Source organism: Desulfoconvexum algidum (assembly GCF_055382125.1).
Window position 1 is genome coordinate 4,148,010 of record NZ_AP042394.1, and the last position, 18,715, is coordinate 4,166,724.

The 18,715-nt window shown below is 45.1% G+C and carries 15 protein-coding genes; 6 read left to right on the top strand and 9 right to left on the bottom strand.

Annotation, left to right across the window (positions count from 1 at the left end; all coding sequences use genetic code 11):
• The first annotated feature begins 45 nt into the window (after positions 1 to 45).
• A complete protein-coding gene (gene pal / locus ACZ45G_RS18810; protein ID WP_464172032.1) occupies positions 46 to 618 on the top strand; it encodes a peptidoglycan-associated lipoprotein Pal in 573 nt (190 codons plus the stop codon).
• A gap of 115 nt (positions 619 to 733) precedes the next feature.
• Here the strand turns inward: pal and ACZ45G_RS18815 are convergent, their stop codons facing one another.
• Positions 734 to 1,126 (bottom strand): flagellar protein FlaG, encoded by a 393-nt coding sequence (locus ACZ45G_RS18815; RefSeq protein ID WP_464172033.1) that lies wholly within the window; start codon positions 1,124 to 1,126, stop codon positions 734 to 736.
• Between the two features lie 443 nt (positions 1,127 to 1,569).
• Between ACZ45G_RS18815 and ACZ45G_RS18820 the strand changes: the two genes are divergently transcribed.
• From ACZ45G_RS18820 to ACZ45G_RS18835, 4 genes are all read left to right on the top strand, one after another.
• Positions 1,570 to 2,913 carry a sigma-54 interaction domain-containing protein gene (locus ACZ45G_RS18820; RefSeq protein ID WP_464172034.1) on the top strand — a complete coding sequence of 448 codons (1,344 nt, stop codon included), beginning with the start codon at positions 1,570 to 1,572 and terminating at the stop codon, positions 2,911 to 2,913.
• A gap of 226 nt (positions 2,914 to 3,139) precedes the next feature.
• Positions 3,140 to 3,523: a NifB/NifX family molybdenum-iron cluster-binding protein gene (locus ACZ45G_RS18825; RefSeq protein ID WP_464172035.1), complete on the top strand. Its 384-nt coding sequence runs from the start codon at positions 3,140 to 3,142 to the stop codon at positions 3,521 to 3,523.
• 133 nt (positions 3,524 to 3,656) lie between these two features.
• Positions 3,657 to 5,585, top strand: a complete 1,929-nt coding sequence (locus tag ACZ45G_RS18830) for a PAS domain S-box protein (RefSeq protein ID WP_464172036.1) — start codon at positions 3,657 to 3,659, stop codon at positions 5,583 to 5,585.
• Between the two features lie 96 nt (positions 5,586 to 5,681).
• Positions 5,682 to 6,758: a c-type heme family protein gene (locus ACZ45G_RS18835; protein WP_464172037.1), complete on the top strand. Its 1,077-nt coding sequence runs from the start codon at positions 5,682 to 5,684 to the stop codon at positions 6,756 to 6,758.
• Positions 6,759 to 6,786: 28 nt separating this feature from the next.
• Here the strand turns inward: ACZ45G_RS18835 and ACZ45G_RS18840 are convergent, their stop codons facing one another.
• Together ACZ45G_RS18840 and ACZ45G_RS18845 are read right to left on the bottom strand one after the other, a co-directional pair.
• Positions 6,787 to 7,341 (bottom strand): FmdE family protein, encoded by a 555-nt coding sequence (locus ACZ45G_RS18840; RefSeq protein ID WP_464172038.1) that lies wholly within the window; start codon positions 7,339 to 7,341, stop codon positions 6,787 to 6,789.
• Positions 7,310 to 8,281, bottom strand: coding sequence for a DMT family transporter (locus tag ACZ45G_RS18845; protein ID WP_464172040.1), 972 nt, complete (start codon positions 8,279 to 8,281; stop codon positions 7,310 to 7,312). Before ACZ45G_RS18845 ends, ACZ45G_RS18840 begins: the two co-directional genes overlap by 32 nt.
• A 127-nt stretch (positions 8,282 to 8,408) precedes the next feature.
• On the opposite strand from ACZ45G_RS18845, the gene ACZ45G_RS18850 reads away from it, so the two are divergent.
• Positions 8,409 to 8,978: a DUF2889 domain-containing protein gene (locus ACZ45G_RS18850; RefSeq protein WP_464172041.1), complete on the top strand. Its 570-nt coding sequence runs from the start codon at positions 8,409 to 8,411 to the stop codon at positions 8,976 to 8,978.
• Positions 8,979 to 8,999: 21 nt separating this feature from the next.
• Here ACZ45G_RS18850 and ACZ45G_RS18855 read toward each other — a convergent pair whose 3' ends face one another.
• The 6 genes from ACZ45G_RS18855 to ACZ45G_RS18880 form a co-directional block, all read right to left on the bottom strand.
• On the bottom strand, positions 9,000 to 9,353 hold the full coding sequence (locus ACZ45G_RS18855; RefSeq protein ID WP_464172042.1) for an MGMT family protein: 354 nt from the start codon (positions 9,351 to 9,353) through the stop codon (positions 9,000 to 9,002).
• Positions 9,354 to 9,388: 35 nt separating this feature from the next.
• The gene (locus tag ACZ45G_RS18860) at positions 9,389 to 11,245 is read right to left on the bottom strand and encodes a chemotaxis protein CheA (RefSeq protein ID WP_464172043.1); all 1,857 of its coding nucleotides are present in this window, start codon (positions 11,243 to 11,245) and stop codon (positions 9,389 to 9,391) included.
• Positions 11,246 to 11,307: 62 nt separating this feature from the next.
• Positions 11,308 to 13,311, bottom strand: a complete 2,004-nt coding sequence (locus ACZ45G_RS18865) for a methyl-accepting chemotaxis protein (protein ID WP_464172044.1) — start codon at positions 13,309 to 13,311, stop codon at positions 11,308 to 11,310.
• An 89-nt stretch (positions 13,312 to 13,400) separates the two neighbouring features.
• Positions 13,401 to 13,790, bottom strand: coding sequence for a hypothetical protein (locus ACZ45G_RS18870; protein WP_464172045.1), 390 nt, complete (start codon positions 13,788 to 13,790; stop codon positions 13,401 to 13,403).
• Between the two features lie 247 nt (positions 13,791 to 14,037).
• Complete coding sequence (locus ACZ45G_RS18875) at positions 14,038 to 15,441, bottom strand: sigma-54-dependent transcriptional regulator (protein ID WP_464172046.1); 1,404 nt, start codon at positions 15,439 to 15,441, stop codon at positions 14,038 to 14,040.
• Positions 15,442 to 15,453: 12 nt separating this feature from the next.
• Positions 15,454 to 18,540, bottom strand: a complete 3,087-nt coding sequence (locus ACZ45G_RS18880; protein ID WP_464172047.1) for a cache domain-containing protein — start codon at positions 18,538 to 18,540, stop codon at positions 15,454 to 15,456.
• Positions 18,541 to 18,715 lie beyond the last annotated feature (175 nt).

Consider the following 18,715-nt stretch of genomic DNA (forward strand, 5'->3'; position numbering starts at 1 on the left):
TTTCTGATTTTATTCAATGACGATATCATAAAAAAAGGAAATATAATGAAGAAAACGATAGGAACAACCCTGATGGCAGCCCTGGTAATATTAGGACTTCTTATGACTGTTTCATGTGCAAAAAAAAGCATCACATCCCATGAAAATGCAATGGAAAATAATGGCGACGATGCAAAAAATGCCCAGGACCTGGCTAGCATCGAGGAGGAGCGGATCAAAAGCCTAGCGTTCCAGGAGCAACTGAGAGAAAAGGAATTGAAAAAAAACCGAAATACTGCCAGACAACAATTTCTCAACCAGCATATTTACTTTGAATTTGACAGTTATAACCTAGGTTCCAAGGCGAAAATACTACTCACGAAAAAAACAGAATGGCTGGATTCCAACCAAGGGATTGCCATCACCATTGAAGGGCATTGTGACCAACGAGGCACCATTGAATACAACCTTGCGCTGGGTGAACGCCGGGCAATGGCTGTTAAAAACTATCTGCAGGATCTCGGGGTTTCAGCTTCTCGTATGACCTTGGTTAGCTATGGTGAAGAAAAACCGATACAAAGCGGATTGAGTGACGAAATCCATAGAAAAAATAGGCGTGCCCAGATTATTCTTCAATAATTGTGAAAAAATTTATTCCTAAAATTCTCCCGGTACCACCTTGATTTAACCCTGGTTTCCATTTTTACCGGCCCGTTGGTGGCCACCATTGCCCCCTGGATGGATCTTCAAGTACCTATACCTTTGCGTTAAAAAGGAAGCCTGCCATATCTCTCATTTTATCTTGAAGATTGAGCATTTCATCGGTAGGGAATTGCCGGATCAACTCGTTTGACTCTTTGTCGAGGACCTTGATAACAATTGCGTTGTTTTCTTCATGGACCGTAAAATTTAATTTTGTCTGAATGGTATTTGAAAGCTCTTGAAAGGATTCCAAAACTTCTTTCACATCCCGGGTTGTCATTTGATCAGAAGCCTGGACTTTCTTTTCTTGAAAGGTGTCTGCATTTTTTTTTTGCTCAAGATTTGCTGATGCATCCATTGATGCACTACCTATTGCGTCAGGGGATTTCAATTGGGAAATATCAACAACTTGTTGGTCGTTCACTTTGATGGCTGCACTATCCATGATTCTTCTCCTCGTTTACTAAACATTTCCAAGCAAAATCAGTCTCTGATATTTCCTCTGGATCACTCCAATAAACTTCCAAATATTAACGGATCTCTTCTAGTTAAACTTATTGTCGGTTCCCTGGACAAAAAGCTTAAGGAAAAAACCGCAGTATTTTTCTCCCGGACAAATCAGGTTTGCATCTCCTTGTCTCAACATAGCCTTCAGTTTTGCGACCAACCCATATAAATCAGTCTCATTTTTGCGCCATACGGGATCGATCAAAACAAATAAAATATCTGAAGTGCTATCCTATAAGCTATTTCCACATATCTTATTAATACAATTCACCTGGCACGTCCATTGCTATCTATTCACCTATAATTGAACCGATGGGTTGCAAAGTTGCAAACAATAGCGTAAAATATAGAGATAATAATAAATTTTGGGACGCTTACCATATGCATAACAATAAAATATTTGGCCCCCTTGAAGAAGATGCCATGAAGGGCATACTCGATTGTATCTCCGACGGTGTTTTTACCATCGATTACAACTGGCAAATCACTTCTTTTAACCGGGCCGCTGAAGAAATAACCGGCATTTCCAAAAAAGAAGCCATGGGCCGGCACTGCTGGGAAGTTTTCAGGTCCAATATGTGTGAAGAGGATTGTGCCTTAAAAAAAACAATGGAAGAGGGAAAACCCTTTATCAGCACATCCGCCTATATCATAAACGCCGACAAAAAAAAGATCCCCATTACCGCCTCTACCTCCCTGCTCCTTGATGGGAAAGGAGATGTGATCGGCGGGGTTGAATCATTCCGAGACCATTCTTTGGTCGAAGAATTGAGGAAAGAACTCTCCAGTAATTTTCAGGTGGAAGACATTGTCAGCAATTCATCTGCCATGAGAAGCATCTTTAATATCCTTCCCCAGATTGCGGACTCTGATTCCTCCGTATTAATTGAGGGAGAGACCGGCACGGGCAAAGAACTGATGGCACGGGCTATTCACAACATGAGCCACCGAAAGGAGAAGCCGTTTATCGCTATCAACTGCGGTGCGCTTCCCGACACCCTGCTGGAATCTGAATTGTTTGGATACAAAAAAGGGGCCTTTACCAATGCCGTGAAGGATAAACCCGGACAATTCAGCCTGGCCGACGGGGGAACTGTTTTTTTAGATGAAATCGGCGAGACCAGTCCCGCCTTCCAGGTCAGCATGTTACGGGTCCTCCAGGAGCATGAATATACCCCGCTAGGAGGAATTGCCAAGGAAAAAACAAATATTCGAATCATTGCAGCCACCAACCTGAACCTGGCTGACCAGGTTGAAAATAATCAATTCCGTCAGGATCTGTACTACCGAATTAATGTTATCCGCCTTACCCTGCCCCCCCTGCGGCAACGAATGGAAGATATCCCCCTTCTGGTGGAGCGATTCATCGCCAAATTAAACCTGCGCCAGGGTAAATTAATACAGGGCATCAACCAAAACGTGCTCTCCTCATTCATGGCCCATGATTTTCCTGGTAATATCCGGGAGCTGGAAAATATTATTGAACATGCCTTTGTGCTCTGCTCAGAAGGGATTATAACCCCCCAGCACCTGCCTGGTTTTTTATCCCAAACCATTGATCTTAAATGCGAGCAAAATGACGACCCGGTCAAATCCGCCCAGACCAAGTTGATTATCGACGCACTTACCCGGAACAATTACAATAGGAATGCGGCTGCCCGATCCCTGGGAATTCACAAAAGTACCCTTTTCCGACGAATTAAAAAACTGGGAATAACCTTGTAAGGGATAGCAATCGCAACCCATTGCCCCGGCAATTGTCTTGTTTTTGCGACTCCTCTGGAAACCGACACCCCATTCCCAAAACTGGAAAGGGGTTACAACTACCTTATTTTGTTTAATAATTTAGCATCTTACCGAAATATCATCAACCCGGCACAGGCCTTGCAAATTGATAGTGTCAGAAATATCCGTGCACCATTGGGTAAATTTAAATAATAGGAGGTTGCCAGTGAAAATAGCCATTACCATATGGGGAAACCGAATTTCCCCTGTTTTTGACGCTGCCCATACCCTTCTGACGGCCCAGGTCGAAAACAGGATGATCCTCAACAAAACCTATGAGCCCTTTGACCCGGACTCCCCCCAGGAATTGATTCGAATTCTTAACAGAATGGAAGTCACCACTTTAATCTGCGGTGCCATCTCCACAAAACCTGCAGATTTCATAGTGGAAAACGATATCAAACTCATCTCCTTTGTGACGGGAAATGCCTTGGACTTCCTTGACAGTTTTGCCACCCGACAGACCATTAAAAAAATAAATATGATGCCAGGTTGCAGTATTGATTATTGCTGTCGCCAAAAATCAAAACGCTGCCTGGGATTGCCCTAATTTCACTGTCCTTTCTTGCTGGTTGACAAAATGGGTAAATAATTATTAAATTGCCCATGGTATCATTTGTATTTTCCCCTGACATCCACCGGAAATCCATTAAACACCGCAACCATTAAGGCATAAGGGATATATGACAGTAAAGCCCACCTATGAAGAACTTGAAGTGCGTATCAAAAGCCTTGAAAAGGAAGCTGATCTCAGACTTTCCCTGGGGGAAAAAGACAAAACCGCGCGGAAAAATTATACCCGATTTTTAAAATTTCTTCCCTACCCGGTCCTGATCCGGGATGAAAAAGGGCTGGTCACCTATCTTAACCCCGCCTTTACCCACACCTTTGGATGGACACTTGAAGAGCTGAAAGGAAAAAAGGGTCGGCAATATATTCCCGAACCATTAGAAGATGAGCTGTCCAATAGAATAATGGACCTGCCGCCTAAAAAAAATGTAATCAAACTAAACACAAAACGGCTGACCCGGGAAGGAAAAATTCTGAATGTCTCCATGCGAGTGGGGATTGAGAGGAATAAAAAAAATCAGCCGACCAGTATGATCATTGTTCTCAGGGACGTGACCATGGAAAAACGGATCAAGCGGATCCAAAATACCATGAACCGCATCAGCCAGGTATTACCTCAATATCCGGAACTGAACAAAATCATGCAATATGTGAGTGTTGAAATCAAGGAGCTGCTGGGGACCGAAGGTGCCAATGTTATTTTACTGGATGAGAGCCGGAAAGAATTTTATTTTTTAAGCGTTGTCCACGATGATCCCGGCACCCAGGAACGGATCAAAAAAATTCGGTTCCCCGTGGATGAACTCATCTCGGGCCAGGTGGTCAAAACCGGAAATCCAGTTATCATGACCTCCCTGCCGGACGACCATCGCCTTCACCAGAACCGGGATAAAAAGATTGGACACAAGGTCAAAAACGTCATGGTGGTTCCCCTGCGAACCAAAGAACACATCATCGGCACGATTACGGCAGACAATAAAAAAGAGGGTGAATTTGACAAAACAGACCTGGAAATCTTAAATACCATTGCTGCCAGCGTGGCACTTTCCATTGAGAATGCAGGGGTTTCAGAGAAACTGAGAAAGGCCAATGAAGAACTAAAAGGGCTGAATGCGGCAAAAGACAAAATGATCAGCCACCTGGCCCATGAACTAAAAACACCGGTGGCTATCCTGCTCAGTTCCTTTAAAATTCTGTCCAGAAAATTAGATCTTCTGCCGGAGAAAAACTGGGAACCCACCATGGATAGGATCCACAGGAACCTGGACCGGATCTTGGGTATTGAAGATGAAGTTTACGACATCGTCGAAAAAAAATCCTTTATACACGAGAATATATTTTCCCTTATTTTTGAGCAATGTGAAGACACCATGGAAGCTTTGATTGCTGAAGAAATCGGGGAACGAGGGGTGATTGCAAAAGTTCGAACGAGACTGGATGATATTTTTTCTTCAAGGGATCTTGTGGTACAAAAGGTCTACTTGAACCAATTTGTTGAAAACAGGATTGAACAACTTGCGCCCCTGTTTGCCCATAGGGATGTAAACGCCTCTGTCCGCCTCAAGGCATCTGCCCCCATTAGAATGCCCCTGGACCCCTTAAAAAAAACAATTGACGGGCTGATCCGAAATGCAGTTGAAAACACCCCGGACGGGGGAAAAATAGAGATACTGGTCCATGCCAGGGGAAAGGGGGTTGAATTCATTGTCCAAGACCAGGGAGTCGGATTAACACAAGAAGCCCAACGAAGGATATTTGAAGGGTTTTTTACCCCCCAGGCCACCCTGAATTACTCGTCTAAACGCCCCTACGATTTTGGGGCCGGAGGAAAAGGCGCAGACCTGCTGCGGATGAAAATTTTTTCTGAACGGCACCATTTTAAAATCAAGATGACATCCAAGCGCTGCAGCCGCCTGTCAAAGGACACAGACATCTGTCCGGGCAGTATTGAAGCCTGCACAAAAAAAACAGACCCCCCATGTGATGGCCACACAACGGTCTCGGTTATATTTCCATTTTCAAAGACCCTGAAACAAACTTAAAGAAAAACTCTTTCCTTGACCTGGCCCGGATAAAATTGCAAAATACCGCCATACACTGTTTTAAACTACTCACCTCCACTTCATCAGGAAAATGGCTTGGAAAAACCGGACAACACCATAAATCGCCACAAACCCCTTCGATTATGGTCCAACGCATTTGCCATTATTTGTATATGGACCCTGTTCATTCTTGTTTCCTGGATCTGGCTGACCCAGGTCATCCGTTCCGGAACCGTTGAAACAGCCAGGATAGAAGCAAGAACCGCGTTTCGAAACGATGTAATATACCGCCGATGGAATGCAAGTCATGGAGGGCTCTATGCCCCGGTAACCGCAGAAACACCCCCCAATCCATACCTCAAGACAGACCATCGGGAAATCCAGACCCCAGAGGGCATCCTTCTGACAAAAATAAACCCGGCCTACATGACCCGGCAAGTCCATGAACTGGCAGAAAAAACATCTGGACACAAAGGCCATATCACCAGCCTGAATCCCATCCGCCCCCAGAACGCTCCGGATCCCTGGGAACGACAGGCACTGAACCGGTTTGAACAAGGAGAGACCGAGGTCAGTTCCATTGAAATATTAGACAACACAAAATATTTGCGCCTCATGAGTCCCTTAATCACAGAAAAAGGATGCCTGACCTGCCATGCAGACCAGGGATACAAAATAGGGGATGTCAGGGGCGGTATCAGCATCTCCATTCCCATGGCCCCCCATGAGATCATCGAACGCGCCAATATCACAACCCTGAGCCTCATCTACATCTTCCTATGGATAACCGGTGTTTCAGGAACGCTTTTGGGCATATTTTTTCTAACCCGCCAGATCCAAAAACGCCACCAGGCCGAAGAACAGCTGCGGCAGCATGAAAAACTGGAAGGGGTTATGGAAATGGCAGGGGCGGTCTGCCATGAACTAAGCCAGCCCCTGCAGACAATCCTGGGCAATTCAGAAATCATGTTACTGGACCTAGCACCTGACCATCCCCTGTCAAAACGGCTCAACAAAATCCAGGAACAAGTGGAACGTATGTCCAAGACAATCCAGAATCTGATCAAAATCACCCGTTACGAAACAAAACAATTCCCCCAGGGCAGGGTTATTGATATCGACAGGGCCACCAAAGAGCATAACGCTTCAACGACGGACAATGCCCCCAAATAAATGTCGGGCATTCCGGGCCCATGGATAATCAAATTTTCTGTTCATGCTCCATGAAACAGGGGATACAAAGTTCCTTTCCGCCAAACCGTCTCAGCCTAGATTCCATGACCTTTTCCCCGCATTCCTGGCAGGTAATACTTTCTAGGATTCTTGCAGGTTTAACCGGCGGAAGGGCAATCGCTTTTACCGCAAACAAATCACGGATATCTGCCGCCATGATGTGAAAAATGCTGGCTTCTTTCCCGGCGAGACCATCCGGGTCTGGCAGATCCTTGATGGCATCATCCAAAAAAACAGCACGAAATCCCTTGTCTGCTCGTCTGTCAAAAAAAGTAAACCCGGCTTTTCCAAAGTCTTTGTGCACCAGATTTCCCTTGCCAAAGGTACATCCGGTTAAAAACTGAATCCCATCCACCGCACACATATCGGTTTCGACCACACAGACAATGGATGAATCAGGGGTAATCTTCAATTTTTGAATGGCAAGCTCTGCTGTCCGGATGCCAATGGCAAGTCCGGGGCATGAATGCCCATGGAATGAAATGGTTCGTTCAATTAAGTGTTTGTCCAGCTGACATGTCATTCTGTACTCCTTTTTTTAAAATTTTATCGTTTAAGATTTTAGGGTTTGTCCTGCCTGTCATCCCCAGATAGATAGCCGCCAAAACCATTACCACCCCTGCCCACCCGGCAATGCCGGTCTGCCGGTTAAAAAAGAGGACATCCCAGAAGAAGGAAAGCGCCGGCTGGAGCAATAGGATCAACCCGGCCCGGGAGGCGGCTATCCTTGGCAGGGAATTGGAAATCAGCGCCCAGGCAAAGGCCTGGCCGAAAAACCCCAACCCCAGCAAAGAGAGGAGCGAAGTGGTCCCTGGTATGCTAAAAGAATGGCCCGAAACAAGTATGGCAACGCCCAGAAAGAAGGAACAGGCAGCCGTCAACACCATCTGGTAGTAAAAAACAGATCCTCCAGCCCCTTTTGCCGATGGGTCATCTGACTGGACATACCGAAGCAGCAACAGAAAAGTACTATAACAAACAGCCGTGAGCCCTCCCAAAAGAACTCCCAAAAGATACTCAGAACTCAAATGATCCATATCCAGCCCGATCACCATAAAAAGTCCTGTGAATGCCAGGGGGATGGAAAAGACAAACCAGGTGCCCAACCCTTCTTTAAAAACCAGCCACCCAAAAATGGCCAGCACAAACACCTGACAGTTCCCCAGGATGGTGGCAAGGCCGGGGCCTACATAGTGGATACTCATATGCCAGCAAAAAAGATCCAGGCTGAATACCAGGCCGCAGAGGATGGCCAGCAAATTCTTTTTCAGGCTTTTTGCTTTAAACTCTCTTTTTAGCCAGCAGGCACAGATCAGAAACAGACAGCCAAAAAAGACCCTGTAAAAAGCAGAAACCAGGGGATACACCTGGGAAGTCTTAACAAAGACACCGGAAAAGCTAATGATAATGGCACCAAAAATTAAAACCGCCACCGGGTGTTTATAAAACTTATGAACTGACATGGCCTTTTCCTTTTACATAAAAATGGAAGGTAAAGATTTATCGGGCCCAGGTCAAGGGAAAAGATTTGATTTACACGACTAAATGGAATAGGTTGCCAAACCAGAACCTTTAAAAAGGACCGGATCCATGCTCAAGGATATGATAAAAAAACAGTCTAAAATCCACACAAGGAATATCAGTCTGACCACCTATCCTTGCACCGACGACCGTGTACTGGTGCAAGGAATTCTAAAGGATCAGCGGTATATTCGTGTATTTGATGTAACCGGCAAGGCAAAGGCCCCGGGAATGGTCCATCACATGAGAGTCACCTTGTTAATTGCTCCAAACCCTTTGACAATCGTCCAGGCCGAGGCCCAAATGCTCTCCGTTCCCATGGCAGAATGCCCGGCCACACTTGACCTTGTAGAACAGCTTATCGGGGTTGAAATAAAATCCGGATTTTCAAGCCAAATCCGGAAAATCATGGGCGGCAACAGAGGTTGTACCCATCTTTGCACCCTTGTTGTCGCCATGGGCCAGGAAATTTTCCAGGGATGGCTGGCCCAAAAAAGGTCCAAAAAAGCACCTCTCCCGGTCTCCCTGGACGATTTAGAAGAGAAAGGATTCCTCATTGATTCCTGCCGAATGTGGAAAAAAGACGGGCCGAAAATACGAGAGATGCAGCTGGCCATTGAAAAAAAAAGAGAACAATAGGGCCTGTGGCATCCTCCCGTTTCAATCAGATGGGGCCTGCCACAGGTATTTTTTCAAATCGATGGTATGAACAGGGGAAAAACTCACCCCTTCGGATTCCAGCAATGCCCTTTGAAGTTCATACCCCCTGCCCCGGGGCAGGGAGATCTTTCCCCGACAATTAACCACCCTGTGCCAGGGCAGATCATGCTTGCCGGACATACTGTGAAGTATCCTGGATACCTGCCGGGCCCCCCTGGTATTTCCGGCCAGGGCAGCGACCCTTCCATAGGCGAGCACCTTTCCTTGGGGAATTGATTTAATCACCTGCAGCACTCGTTGGGTAAAGGGCATGAGCATGAAAGGATAAATGACAGATTTTTCATTTTTTTTCAATTCCCCTTTTTCAAAAGATTGAATATCTCCTGAATTTAATCAAACCATTCAGGCGATATCGCCCTGGCCAACTCAGATATATCTATGATAAGTGTTGTATGATCCCGAATGATCATTGATCCGCTGATACCCGGCTGCTTTAACGTGCTTTCATCGACATCAAACGAGACCTCAAAGGTATCTAATGGAGGGTTAACCATTAGCCCCAATTCCCGATCCCCTACCTTAAAAACAATAATTTCCTGCTGTTCTCCCGGGGCCAAAGGCGCGACATCTAAAATTTGTGACAACTCGCAGAGGGAAAGTGCCCCCCCCCTGTACTGAACAACTTTGTTTTCACCGATATTCTCAATGGCAGCGGTTTGAATTCTTTCAATTCGCTCCACCCTGTTCAAGGGGACTGCAAAAAATTCGTTTTCCAAATTGTTAAACGTTAAAAGGGATGCCTTTTCTTTCCCTGTTTCCGCCGTACCTTCCTCAGATAATGTTAATTTTTTTACTTCGGATAAGGTTGACAGCTCGGCCATTTGGGCAAGGCTGGCAATATCCAGAATCAGGGCGACCTTGCCGTCCCCCATGACCGTTGCACCGGCAAAAGCAGTATATTTTTTAAGATGTCTCCCCACAGGCTTTACCACAATCTCTTCCGAATCATGCAATTGACCGACGACAAGACCATATTTATAGGCACCTGAAGAAACCACCGCAATGTTGATGGCATTGTTGACACCGGATCTTCGATCCTTTGTTTCTCTTGTCTGCCAGCTTGAAACCAAATCTTTTGAATTTGGGGTGACGGTTTCCGCGCTGACAAGGTGTTGTTTTGACCGTCTGTCAGAAATATGGGTCCGTCTGTCCGACAATTTTACGCCTTTTTCCGGGTCAACATATTTATTTTCAATGCCGAGCATTTTTGAAAGATCCAGCAGAGGGAGCAGTTCTCCCCTTAAACGAACGACATCCGCATCACCGACCTTTTCAATTTTTTCTTTGATCTGATCAACAGGGATTCTGAGAAGTTCATCCAGATTAACCTGGGGAACCGCATAACGGTCGCAGCCCACAGAGGTTATCTGGCTGGGAATAATCGCAAGGGTTAAGGGCAGCTTGATTTGGATATCTGTACCCGCACCTTTCTCAGAACTCAAGTCTATGATGCCGCCGAGGTTTTCAATATTTCCAGAAACCACATCCATCCCGATACTGCCGGCAGAAACCTCGGTAATTTTCTCTGTTGAAAAACCGGGCAAAAAAACCAGTTCCATTTTCTGTCGTTCAGAAAACCCCGCAATCTGTTGTTCAGTGACCAGCCCTTTTGAAACAGCTATGGCTGAAAGTTTTTCAGGGTCAAGCCCTTTGCCGTCATCGGAAATAACAATATTTATATGGCCGGCATCATGGAAGGCCCGCAGGATAATTTTACCTCTGGCATTTTTGCCGGATTTTTCCCTTTCCACAGGGGTTTCTATCCCGTGGAGAACCGAATTTTTCACCAGATGAGTTAAGGGATCACTGATGGATTCCAGGATGGTTTTGTCCAGCTCCACCTCGTTGCCTTCAATGACAAGATCAACGGATTTACCCAATTGCCCGGATAAATCCCTGACAAGGCGGTTAAATGTATTTAAAATATTGGACATGGGCTGCATCCGGGTTCTCATGATGGTTTCCTGAAGTTCAGAGGTAATCATATCGATACGCTGGCTGGAGACCTCTGTGGCCCTGACATTCTCGGTGCTGACACCCTGGAGCAACTGATTTCGGCTCAAAACAAGTTCGCCTGCAAGGGTCATCAAGGTATCTAAAAGCCCCACCTTGACTCTTATGGAGGCCTTTGCCTTATCACTTTTATCTTCAGCTGCAGTCGTTGATTTCATACGTGTGTCGGTCATTGCGCATTTCCTTAAATTTTAAAAGGCCTTCCAGATATACCCTCTGGAAGGCCGCACCCTTTTTAATTTAGCTTAAACCGGCTGACCATTTCATTGAGATTTTCAGCCAGCTTAGACAATTCCAACGCACTTGTATTCACCTGAAGGCTTCCTGCATTCATCTCCTCAGCTGCCTCACTTACCTTGTGAACATCCTCGGTAACCTCTCCTGCCACAGCAGATGTCTGGTTAACGTTTTCGTTTACTTCCTGAACCCCGGCAGCAGCCTGGCTGACGTTGCTGGAAATTTCCTGGGTGGTGGCTGATTGTTCTTCAATAGCGGTTGCCACAGAGGTGACAATCATATCGATCTCATTGATAATATCAACGATGGATCCAATGGCTGAGACAGACTCCTTGGTGCTTGCCTGCACATCTCCAATCCGTGAACCGATCTCCTGGGTGGCTTCTGCCGTCTGCTGGGCAAGGGCCTTGATTTCCGCGGCAACCACGGCAAAGCCTTTCCCTGCCTCACCCGCTCTTGCCGCCTCTATGGTGGCGTTGAGTGCCAGCAGATTTGTCTGTTCGGAAATATCTGAAATGGTTTCTGTTACCTTGGAGATTTCCGAGGCCGCCTTGCCCAGTTCATCCACTTTTCTGGAAATATGTCCTGCTTTGTCAACGGCCTCGGACGTGGTCTGACTTCCTTTGGCTGTATTTTTCGCAATTTCATTAATGGTTGCAGACATCTCTTCAGCTGCCGAAACAATCATTTGAAGACTGGCCGTGGTCTGTTCGGTGGCAGCGGCCACACTGTTCATACTGGTTGCCATTTCTTCGGCCGCCGTTGCCACATTATTTGCTTTTTGAGAGGATTGCTCAGAACCCGACGCCATCTGTTGTGAAATGGCGGAAAGCTCTGTGGAAGAAGAGGTCAATGTCTGGACGCCACCGGTAATATCCGTGAACATATTGTTCAAATTATCTGTCATTTCTTTCATATTGCCATAGACACCTGTAATTTCTTTACCGTCTGTATTGAACTCAACCGTAAGATCCCCTTTGGCAATACTGTCGGCAATCCTGGCGATTTCAGAAGGATCATGTCCCAATTGCGCCATGATACCCCGGACAAACCAGAGAACCCCCACGAGGGTAAGGACCAGAAAAATACCCCCTGCCAGCAGAACAATATTTTGAATCTCAACAACCGGCGCCATAAATTCAGCCTCATCCTGGGTCACACAAATACTCCACCCGGTTGCGGCAACCGGTGCAAACCCGGCTATTTTATCAATTCCCTTGAAGGTATAGGTGTTAACGCCGGATTTTTGAGCCAGCATATCACCCACAATCGTCTCCATACCATTGAGTTTTGTAATGTCCAGTTTGAGTATATGGTCCTGGTTTGGGTGGGCAATGATCATCCCTTTTTTGTCTGCCATAAAGGGGTAACCGGTATTACCCATTTTTACCTGGGTGATTACCTTTGATAAAATATCCAGTTTAACCGTTATCCCGAACATCCCTATAAAATTTCCGGAAGCAGTTTTGAGCGGTACGGCCACCACGGTAATGGGGAGCCCTGTCGACTTGGATAATGCTGGTGAGCCAATGATGACGGTTCCACTTTTTTGAACTAAAGAGAAATATTCCCTGTCTTTTATAGATAATTTATTTGTTCGATTGACGCCACCCTTGTTGTCGGATATGACGGTTCCTCGCGCATCCGTGACAAAGAAAAGATTATAATCTTTTCCAACTTCATTAAACGCATCTCCCAGAAAACTGTCCAGGGCCTTTAAATCGGTCATGGCATTGTCCACCCCAACCCGGGCCACTTCAGCAGCAGCATCCCTTATTCGCGGATCAACAGCCATCCCTTTTGCAAACTTGATTTCCTGCATCATGACCAGATCAACCGTGGTGGCCATGTTTTTAGCCACCATCTGGGCCTGACCCTTTGCAAGGGAAAGAAGTGCCGTGGATGATTTGCTGATTGAAAAAAGTCCGACGACCATTAAAGGGATGATAGCCACCAGAACCCCTCCGACAATAAGTTTGAATTTGAGTGATCTTTGTTTCATTTTTCCCATCCTTAATTTAATATTATTATCTGCTTCTTTAACCCTGGGTTATTCAATATTGAACTGTCAATATCAGTTTTCATTCATGCCTACCTGTCATTCCAACGCCTCTTTTCTCCGGTATATAATTTTTTTAAAACAGAAATAATATCCGAAAAATCACTGTCTAAATAACTGATAAAACAGGGATTTAATTGAAGCCCATGGGCCATCATACCCCTTGTTCTATCGGGTAAAACCAGAATTAGACGAATATTGTCAAACAAGGGTTTTAAGGTGAGCAATCCGTCGATATCTCGTTCACAGGTCACAAAAATTACGATAACCGATATTCGGTTTAATGGCCGACAAAGTTTTTCAGATAAGCAACGAACTGATCCTAGGATATCCATTTGAATATCTGGAAACTGATTTTGAATCAGTTTCCCAAAATTTTTTCCCATTGCTTCTTTGTCATCTGCGTATAAGATAATTTTCATTTTATTGGAATTTATCCCTTTTATTCCATCTCTATATTGCTTTTATTGTTCTTTGCTATTATTAGCAGGAAGTGTGCCATAAAGCAGGTTTCCAATTTTTATCTTTTATAACAGCATGTTATAAAAACAATGAAATGATTTAAAAAATAAAAACGGCTGGTTATTCCCATAAATAGGAATGCCACTATTCCTGTTTACAGGAATACAGAATAAAGTGAATAGAGACTAAATCAGAGGGGCTAAAAACCTAGGACGAACCAAAACCAGGAAGGTCATGCTTATTTAAAAGCCCATATAACCGGGATTGCGAGATGCCCGAAATCCTGCAGGCATGCTTGCGATTGCCGTTTGAACGGCTGATCAACTCTTTTAAATAGTTTTTTTCAAGCGTGGTTCTAAAATCATTAAACGTGGGCAGTTCATTTCCCTTTTCAACCCCCATGGGGGCTTGTGTGCGAAAGGTGTCTTTCAAAACCGGATCAAATTCGAGATCCGATATCCTGTATTCCGGTGGCAAATGTTTGGGATAAAGTGTTGGATCGCTGCCTGCAAAGGCCAGCACATATTCTAACACATTGATCAATTCACGCACATTGCCGGGCCAATTGTGTTTGGACAATATCTCCAAAAACTCAGGCGAGACAGCTTTGGTTTCCATCTTGTATCGGTTCGAAAGTTCGTGGTTTTTTTTGATGACTATTTCTTCAATATCCTTTTGTCGATCCCTCAGAGGCGGCAGTTTAAGCTCTATGGCACGGATACGATACAGCAGGTCCTGCCTGAACAAATTTTTATTGACCATTTCATCCAGGTCCAGGTTTGTTGCGGCAACCAAGCGGATATCAACGGGGATTTCCCTGCTCCCTCCAATGGGGCGGACACATCTTTCCTGGAGGGTTCGCAAAAAAGATTTTTGAGCTGTCAACGGCAGATCTCCAACCTCATCGAGCATCAATGTGCCGCCATTGGCCTGAACCAGAAGGCCCGCCTGTTTTTTCCCGGCACCGGTAAAAGCCCCTTTCTCATGTCCGAACAATGTACTTTCCAGCAATGTTTCGGGCAGGGCACCGCAATCAACTGCGACAAAGGGTTCACCCGCTCTTTTGCTGTTCTCATGGATCGCTTTTGCGAACAACTCCTTACCGGTTCCGGTTTCGCCGGTAATCAACACACTCGCATCTGTTGCCGCCGCCTTTCCAACTTCTTCTAAACATTTTCTAATCGCATCAGACTCGCCGACAATGCCCGGTCGAACCAGGGGAATCAACTGGGGGGTAGCAAGTTTTTCCTTACGATATTGAAGGGCTCTTGTAATGGGAAGGGATACTTCATCCAGAAGAAAGGGTTTTTGAACATAATCCCATGCCCCGTATTTAAATGCCAGTTCTGCACCTCTGGCATCTCCGGTTCCGGTAATGATGATCACCTCGGGGCAATGATGGGCGTCTGTAAATTCAGGCAGCAACTCCAATCCGTTTCCATCGGGTAGTTCCAGGTCCAGAAGGACCAGGTCAAATCTCTGGCTGCCGAAGAGATTCCGTCCGTCTTTAACCGTATGGGCTATTTCAAAACAATGCCCCATTTGTTCGAGCAGTTTGCTGAAAAACAAACAAATTTTTAAATCATCATCTATTACCAACACATTGACCATTTTTGAATCCTGTTATATCTTTTTGTTCAATGACGCGTTTATAATTCGGGATAGATCACTTGCGACAATGGGTTTCATGATCACACCCGAAATACCGCAGGCGTTCATACTCTCTTCTGTCAATTTGCCACTGAAACCGGTACAAAGGACAATGGGGATATCGGCTCTCACAGATCTAATGAGATTTGACAATTCAAGACCCGTCATCCCGGGCATGACCAGGTCTGTTAAAACAAGATCAAACCCCATGGGATCCTGTTTTAATGTTTCAGCTGCATCCAGGCCATTGTTCATGCCGACAATTTCATAACCAAGCGCCATTAACATCTGGGAGGTCCATTCAACAATGGCGGGTTCATCATCTACGATAAGTATCCTGCCTTTCCCGGGTTTAAGCGATTGGCTCCCATTGTTTTCATCGGTTCCTGTTCCATGGAGCTGTTCCGGAATCAAAACCTCAAAGGTTGTCCCCATACCCGATTCGCTGTAAACGGCAACATTGCCCTGCATCTCCTTAATGATACCGTAAACCAGGGAAAGTCCCATCCCCGTTCCTTCTCCCTTAACTTTTGTCGTGAAAAAAGGTTCAAAAATTTTCCCCATCACATTTTTGGAGATACCGCATCCGGTATCTGAAACCGTCAACTGGACATAGCGTCCCGGCCGTATGTTTTTTAACTGAAAGATAGCATCCTCAGATATATCAATGGACTTAAGTCCCACATCAAGCACCCCTCCTTTTTCTTTCATGGCATGGGCCGCATTGGTAAAAAGGTTCATGAAAACTTGGTGCAATTGGGTCGGATCTGCCAGGACCCTGCTATCGGGCTGAAAAAAATGGGTTTGTATCTCTATGTCCGGGGATATTGAGGCTTTTAAAAATTTCAAGCATTCTTTTGCCAGGGAAGCAATCTGTACCAGATCTTTCTGAGCATCCGCTTTGCGGCTGAATGTCAATATATGCTTCACCAGTTCCCTGGCCCTCACCCCGGCTGCCAAAACTTGGTTCAGGTTGTTGACCGTCTCCTCATTCCCCTTTGAAGTGAGCTTTGCAAGTTCCGTAAACCCGAATATTGCCGAAAGAATATTATTAAAATCATGGGCAATCCCCCCGGCAAGAGTTCCGAGGGCTTCCATCTTCTGGGTTTGCTGGATATGTGCTTCCATTTTTTTCCGCCCGGTAATATTCTGAACGGTTCCCCGAAGATAGTGACCGCCGGGGCCTGTTTTTAGTTCTGGTTCGCAGATCGCATTCACCCATTTCACCTTTCCCGAAGGCAGTGCAATCTTTAACTCGATATCAAAGGGGAGTCCTTCTTTAATAGCCTTTTGAACAGCAGACTTATACTTCTCCCACCAATCCCCTACATATATTTTTTGAAGTTCAATATAAGAATAGGGACCCAGCTTGGGGTCCCGTTCATAAATCTGGTAAAGTTCTTTAGACCAGACACGAACATCTGTTTCAGGATCGATGGACCAATTTCCCACACCGGCAATTTCCTGGGCGAGCCGAAGTTCTGTGTTGCTTTGTATCAGTTTTTTTTCCAAACCCTTGCGATGGGTAATATCTCTTGAGATTCCCAATATTCTGTCTGGAATCCCCCTGTCATCGTTTAGAAACCGGGCATTGACTTCAATCCATATGGTCGCGCCTGATTTTTGAATCATTTCTAATTCAAGCACCCTGAATCGGTTTTCATCCGCACCCTCCCCAGTGGCTCGGTCCAGTTCTTCGGAAATGACAGCAACTATTTTTTCCCGGGATTTTTGAACCAAATGGCTCGACATCTCCGAACCAATGTATTCCACCGGGGCATACCCTGACAGGTATTCCATGGCAGGACTGACATAGGAGAAAGTAAAATCGGAAATCTGTAAAATCCAAATCCCATCGGTTGCATTCTCTGCCAGCAGCCGATAGCGTTCCTCACTTTTACGCAGATCAACCACAGCCCTCTTTCTTTGAAGAATTTTCCACATCCCATCCATCATCAATTCCAATTGACGGACGTCCGAAGCATCATAATCCGTATTTTTATTTGCAACGCCGGTGAGGGCAACCATCTTGTCACCGTCAAATATGGGAACATTCATTACCCTTAAAATTTTCACATGCCCATCAGGATATCCTTTTTTCCCCGACAAAGAAAAATTCGAATAGTCATTAATGATGAGGGATTTTCTGGACCGGACAGCTTCACCCCAAAGGCCTGTGTCCGCAACATTATATATCAGTGTTTTATCTTCAGTTTCACATTTTTCCATGGCCTGCTTTGACCAGGTGTGCATGGTCAGCTGGGACTCATCTTCATTTAGAAATGCCAGGTATCCAATTTGGCTCTGGGTTAAATGGATCACTTCTTCCAGAGCAAATTTTGTCAGGGTACCCATCGATGCTTTGGTCATCTGGCTTAGTTCAAGCAATTTTTTCAATCGCAGCTCTTCCAGATCCCTTGCTTGCTCAGCCAAATTTTTTTTCTGCTCAATTTGAACCACCTGTTGGGTAATATAGAGGGATAACAGAATAATAAAAACCAGGAGCCCTCCCAAAATCTGTAAAAATTTTTGACGAATCACTGTTATATCTTGATCAATATCCTCCATATAGATCCCGGTCCCTATAATCCATCCCCAGGGAGAGAACCCCTTAACATAGGAAATTTTCGGCACTACTTTTTGTGGCATGTCCTTCCATTGCCAGGAATAATTCACATAGCCGCTGTTATTTTTCATCACCGTTTCCACCATTGCGACAAATGGATATTCCCCTGCAGCGTCTTTGAAAAGCGTCAGGTCTCTTCCTTCAAGATCCGGGCGGTAAGGATGCATAACCATAAAAGGATGCATATCATTAATCCAGAAATAATCCTTGCCTTCCGGACCGAATCTAAGATTGCGAATTTGATTGATTGCTTGTTTGCGTGCTCGAGCAGGTGCAATCTCCCCTTTTTTTATTCTTAAATCAAATTCGAATAATAAACTGAGCGCACTGTTTGTCAGCTGAAGAATGCTTTCCTTTTTTTGATCCAGTAATTGTTTTTTTTGCTGGGGAATAAAGATTAAAAAAATACTGAATACGAAAATGACATAAGTCACAAACAAAGGGATGAGGATTCGAAGAGAACCAGATACGGTTTTTTTCCGGGTAAACGTATCAAGTATGCCATTTTTCTGTTCGATGGGCCCCTCCGATATCCTTCCTTTAAACTATCTTGATAATAAATTTTACTATTTTTTTACCCATTTATTCTGCAATATCAAACACACTTTC

Bases quoted from the DNA above. Each gene is read 5' to 3' on its own strand.
- pal (WP_464172032.1), top strand. From the start codon at position 46: ATGAAGAAAACGATAGGAACAACCCTGATGGCAGCCCTGGTAATATTA.
- ACZ45G_RS18815 (WP_464172033.1), bottom strand. From the start codon at position 1,126: ATGGATAGTGCAGCCATCAAAGTGAACGACCAACAAGTTGTTGATATT.
- ACZ45G_RS18820 (WP_464172034.1), top strand. From the start codon at position 1,570: ATGCATAACAATAAAATATTTGGCCCCCTTGAAGAAGATGCCATGAAG.
- ACZ45G_RS18830 (WP_464172036.1), top strand. From the start codon at position 3,657: ATGACAGTAAAGCCCACCTATGAAGAACTTGAAGTGCGTATCAAAAGC.
- ACZ45G_RS18840 (WP_464172038.1), bottom strand. From the start codon at position 7,341: ATGACATGTCAGCTGGACAAACACTTAATTGAACGAACCATTTCATTC.
- ACZ45G_RS18845 (WP_464172040.1), bottom strand. From the start codon at position 8,281: ATGTCAGTTCATAAGTTTTATAAACACCCGGTGGCGGTTTTAATTTTT.
- ACZ45G_RS18850 (WP_464172041.1), top strand. From the start codon at position 8,409: ATGCTCAAGGATATGATAAAAAAACAGTCTAAAATCCACACAAGGAAT.
- ACZ45G_RS18860 (WP_464172043.1), bottom strand. From the start codon at position 11,245: ATGACCGACACACGTATGAAATCAACGACTGCAGCTGAAGATAAAAGT.
- ACZ45G_RS18865 (WP_464172044.1), bottom strand. From the start codon at position 13,311: ATGAAACAAAGATCACTCAAATTCAAACTTATTGTCGGAGGGGTTCTG.
- ACZ45G_RS18870 (WP_464172045.1), bottom strand. From the start codon at position 13,790: ATGAAAATTATCTTATACGCAGATGACAAAGAAGCAATGGGAAAAAAT.
- ACZ45G_RS18875 (WP_464172046.1), bottom strand. From the start codon at position 15,441: ATGGTCAATGTGTTGGTAATAGATGATGATTTAAAAATTTGTTTGTTT.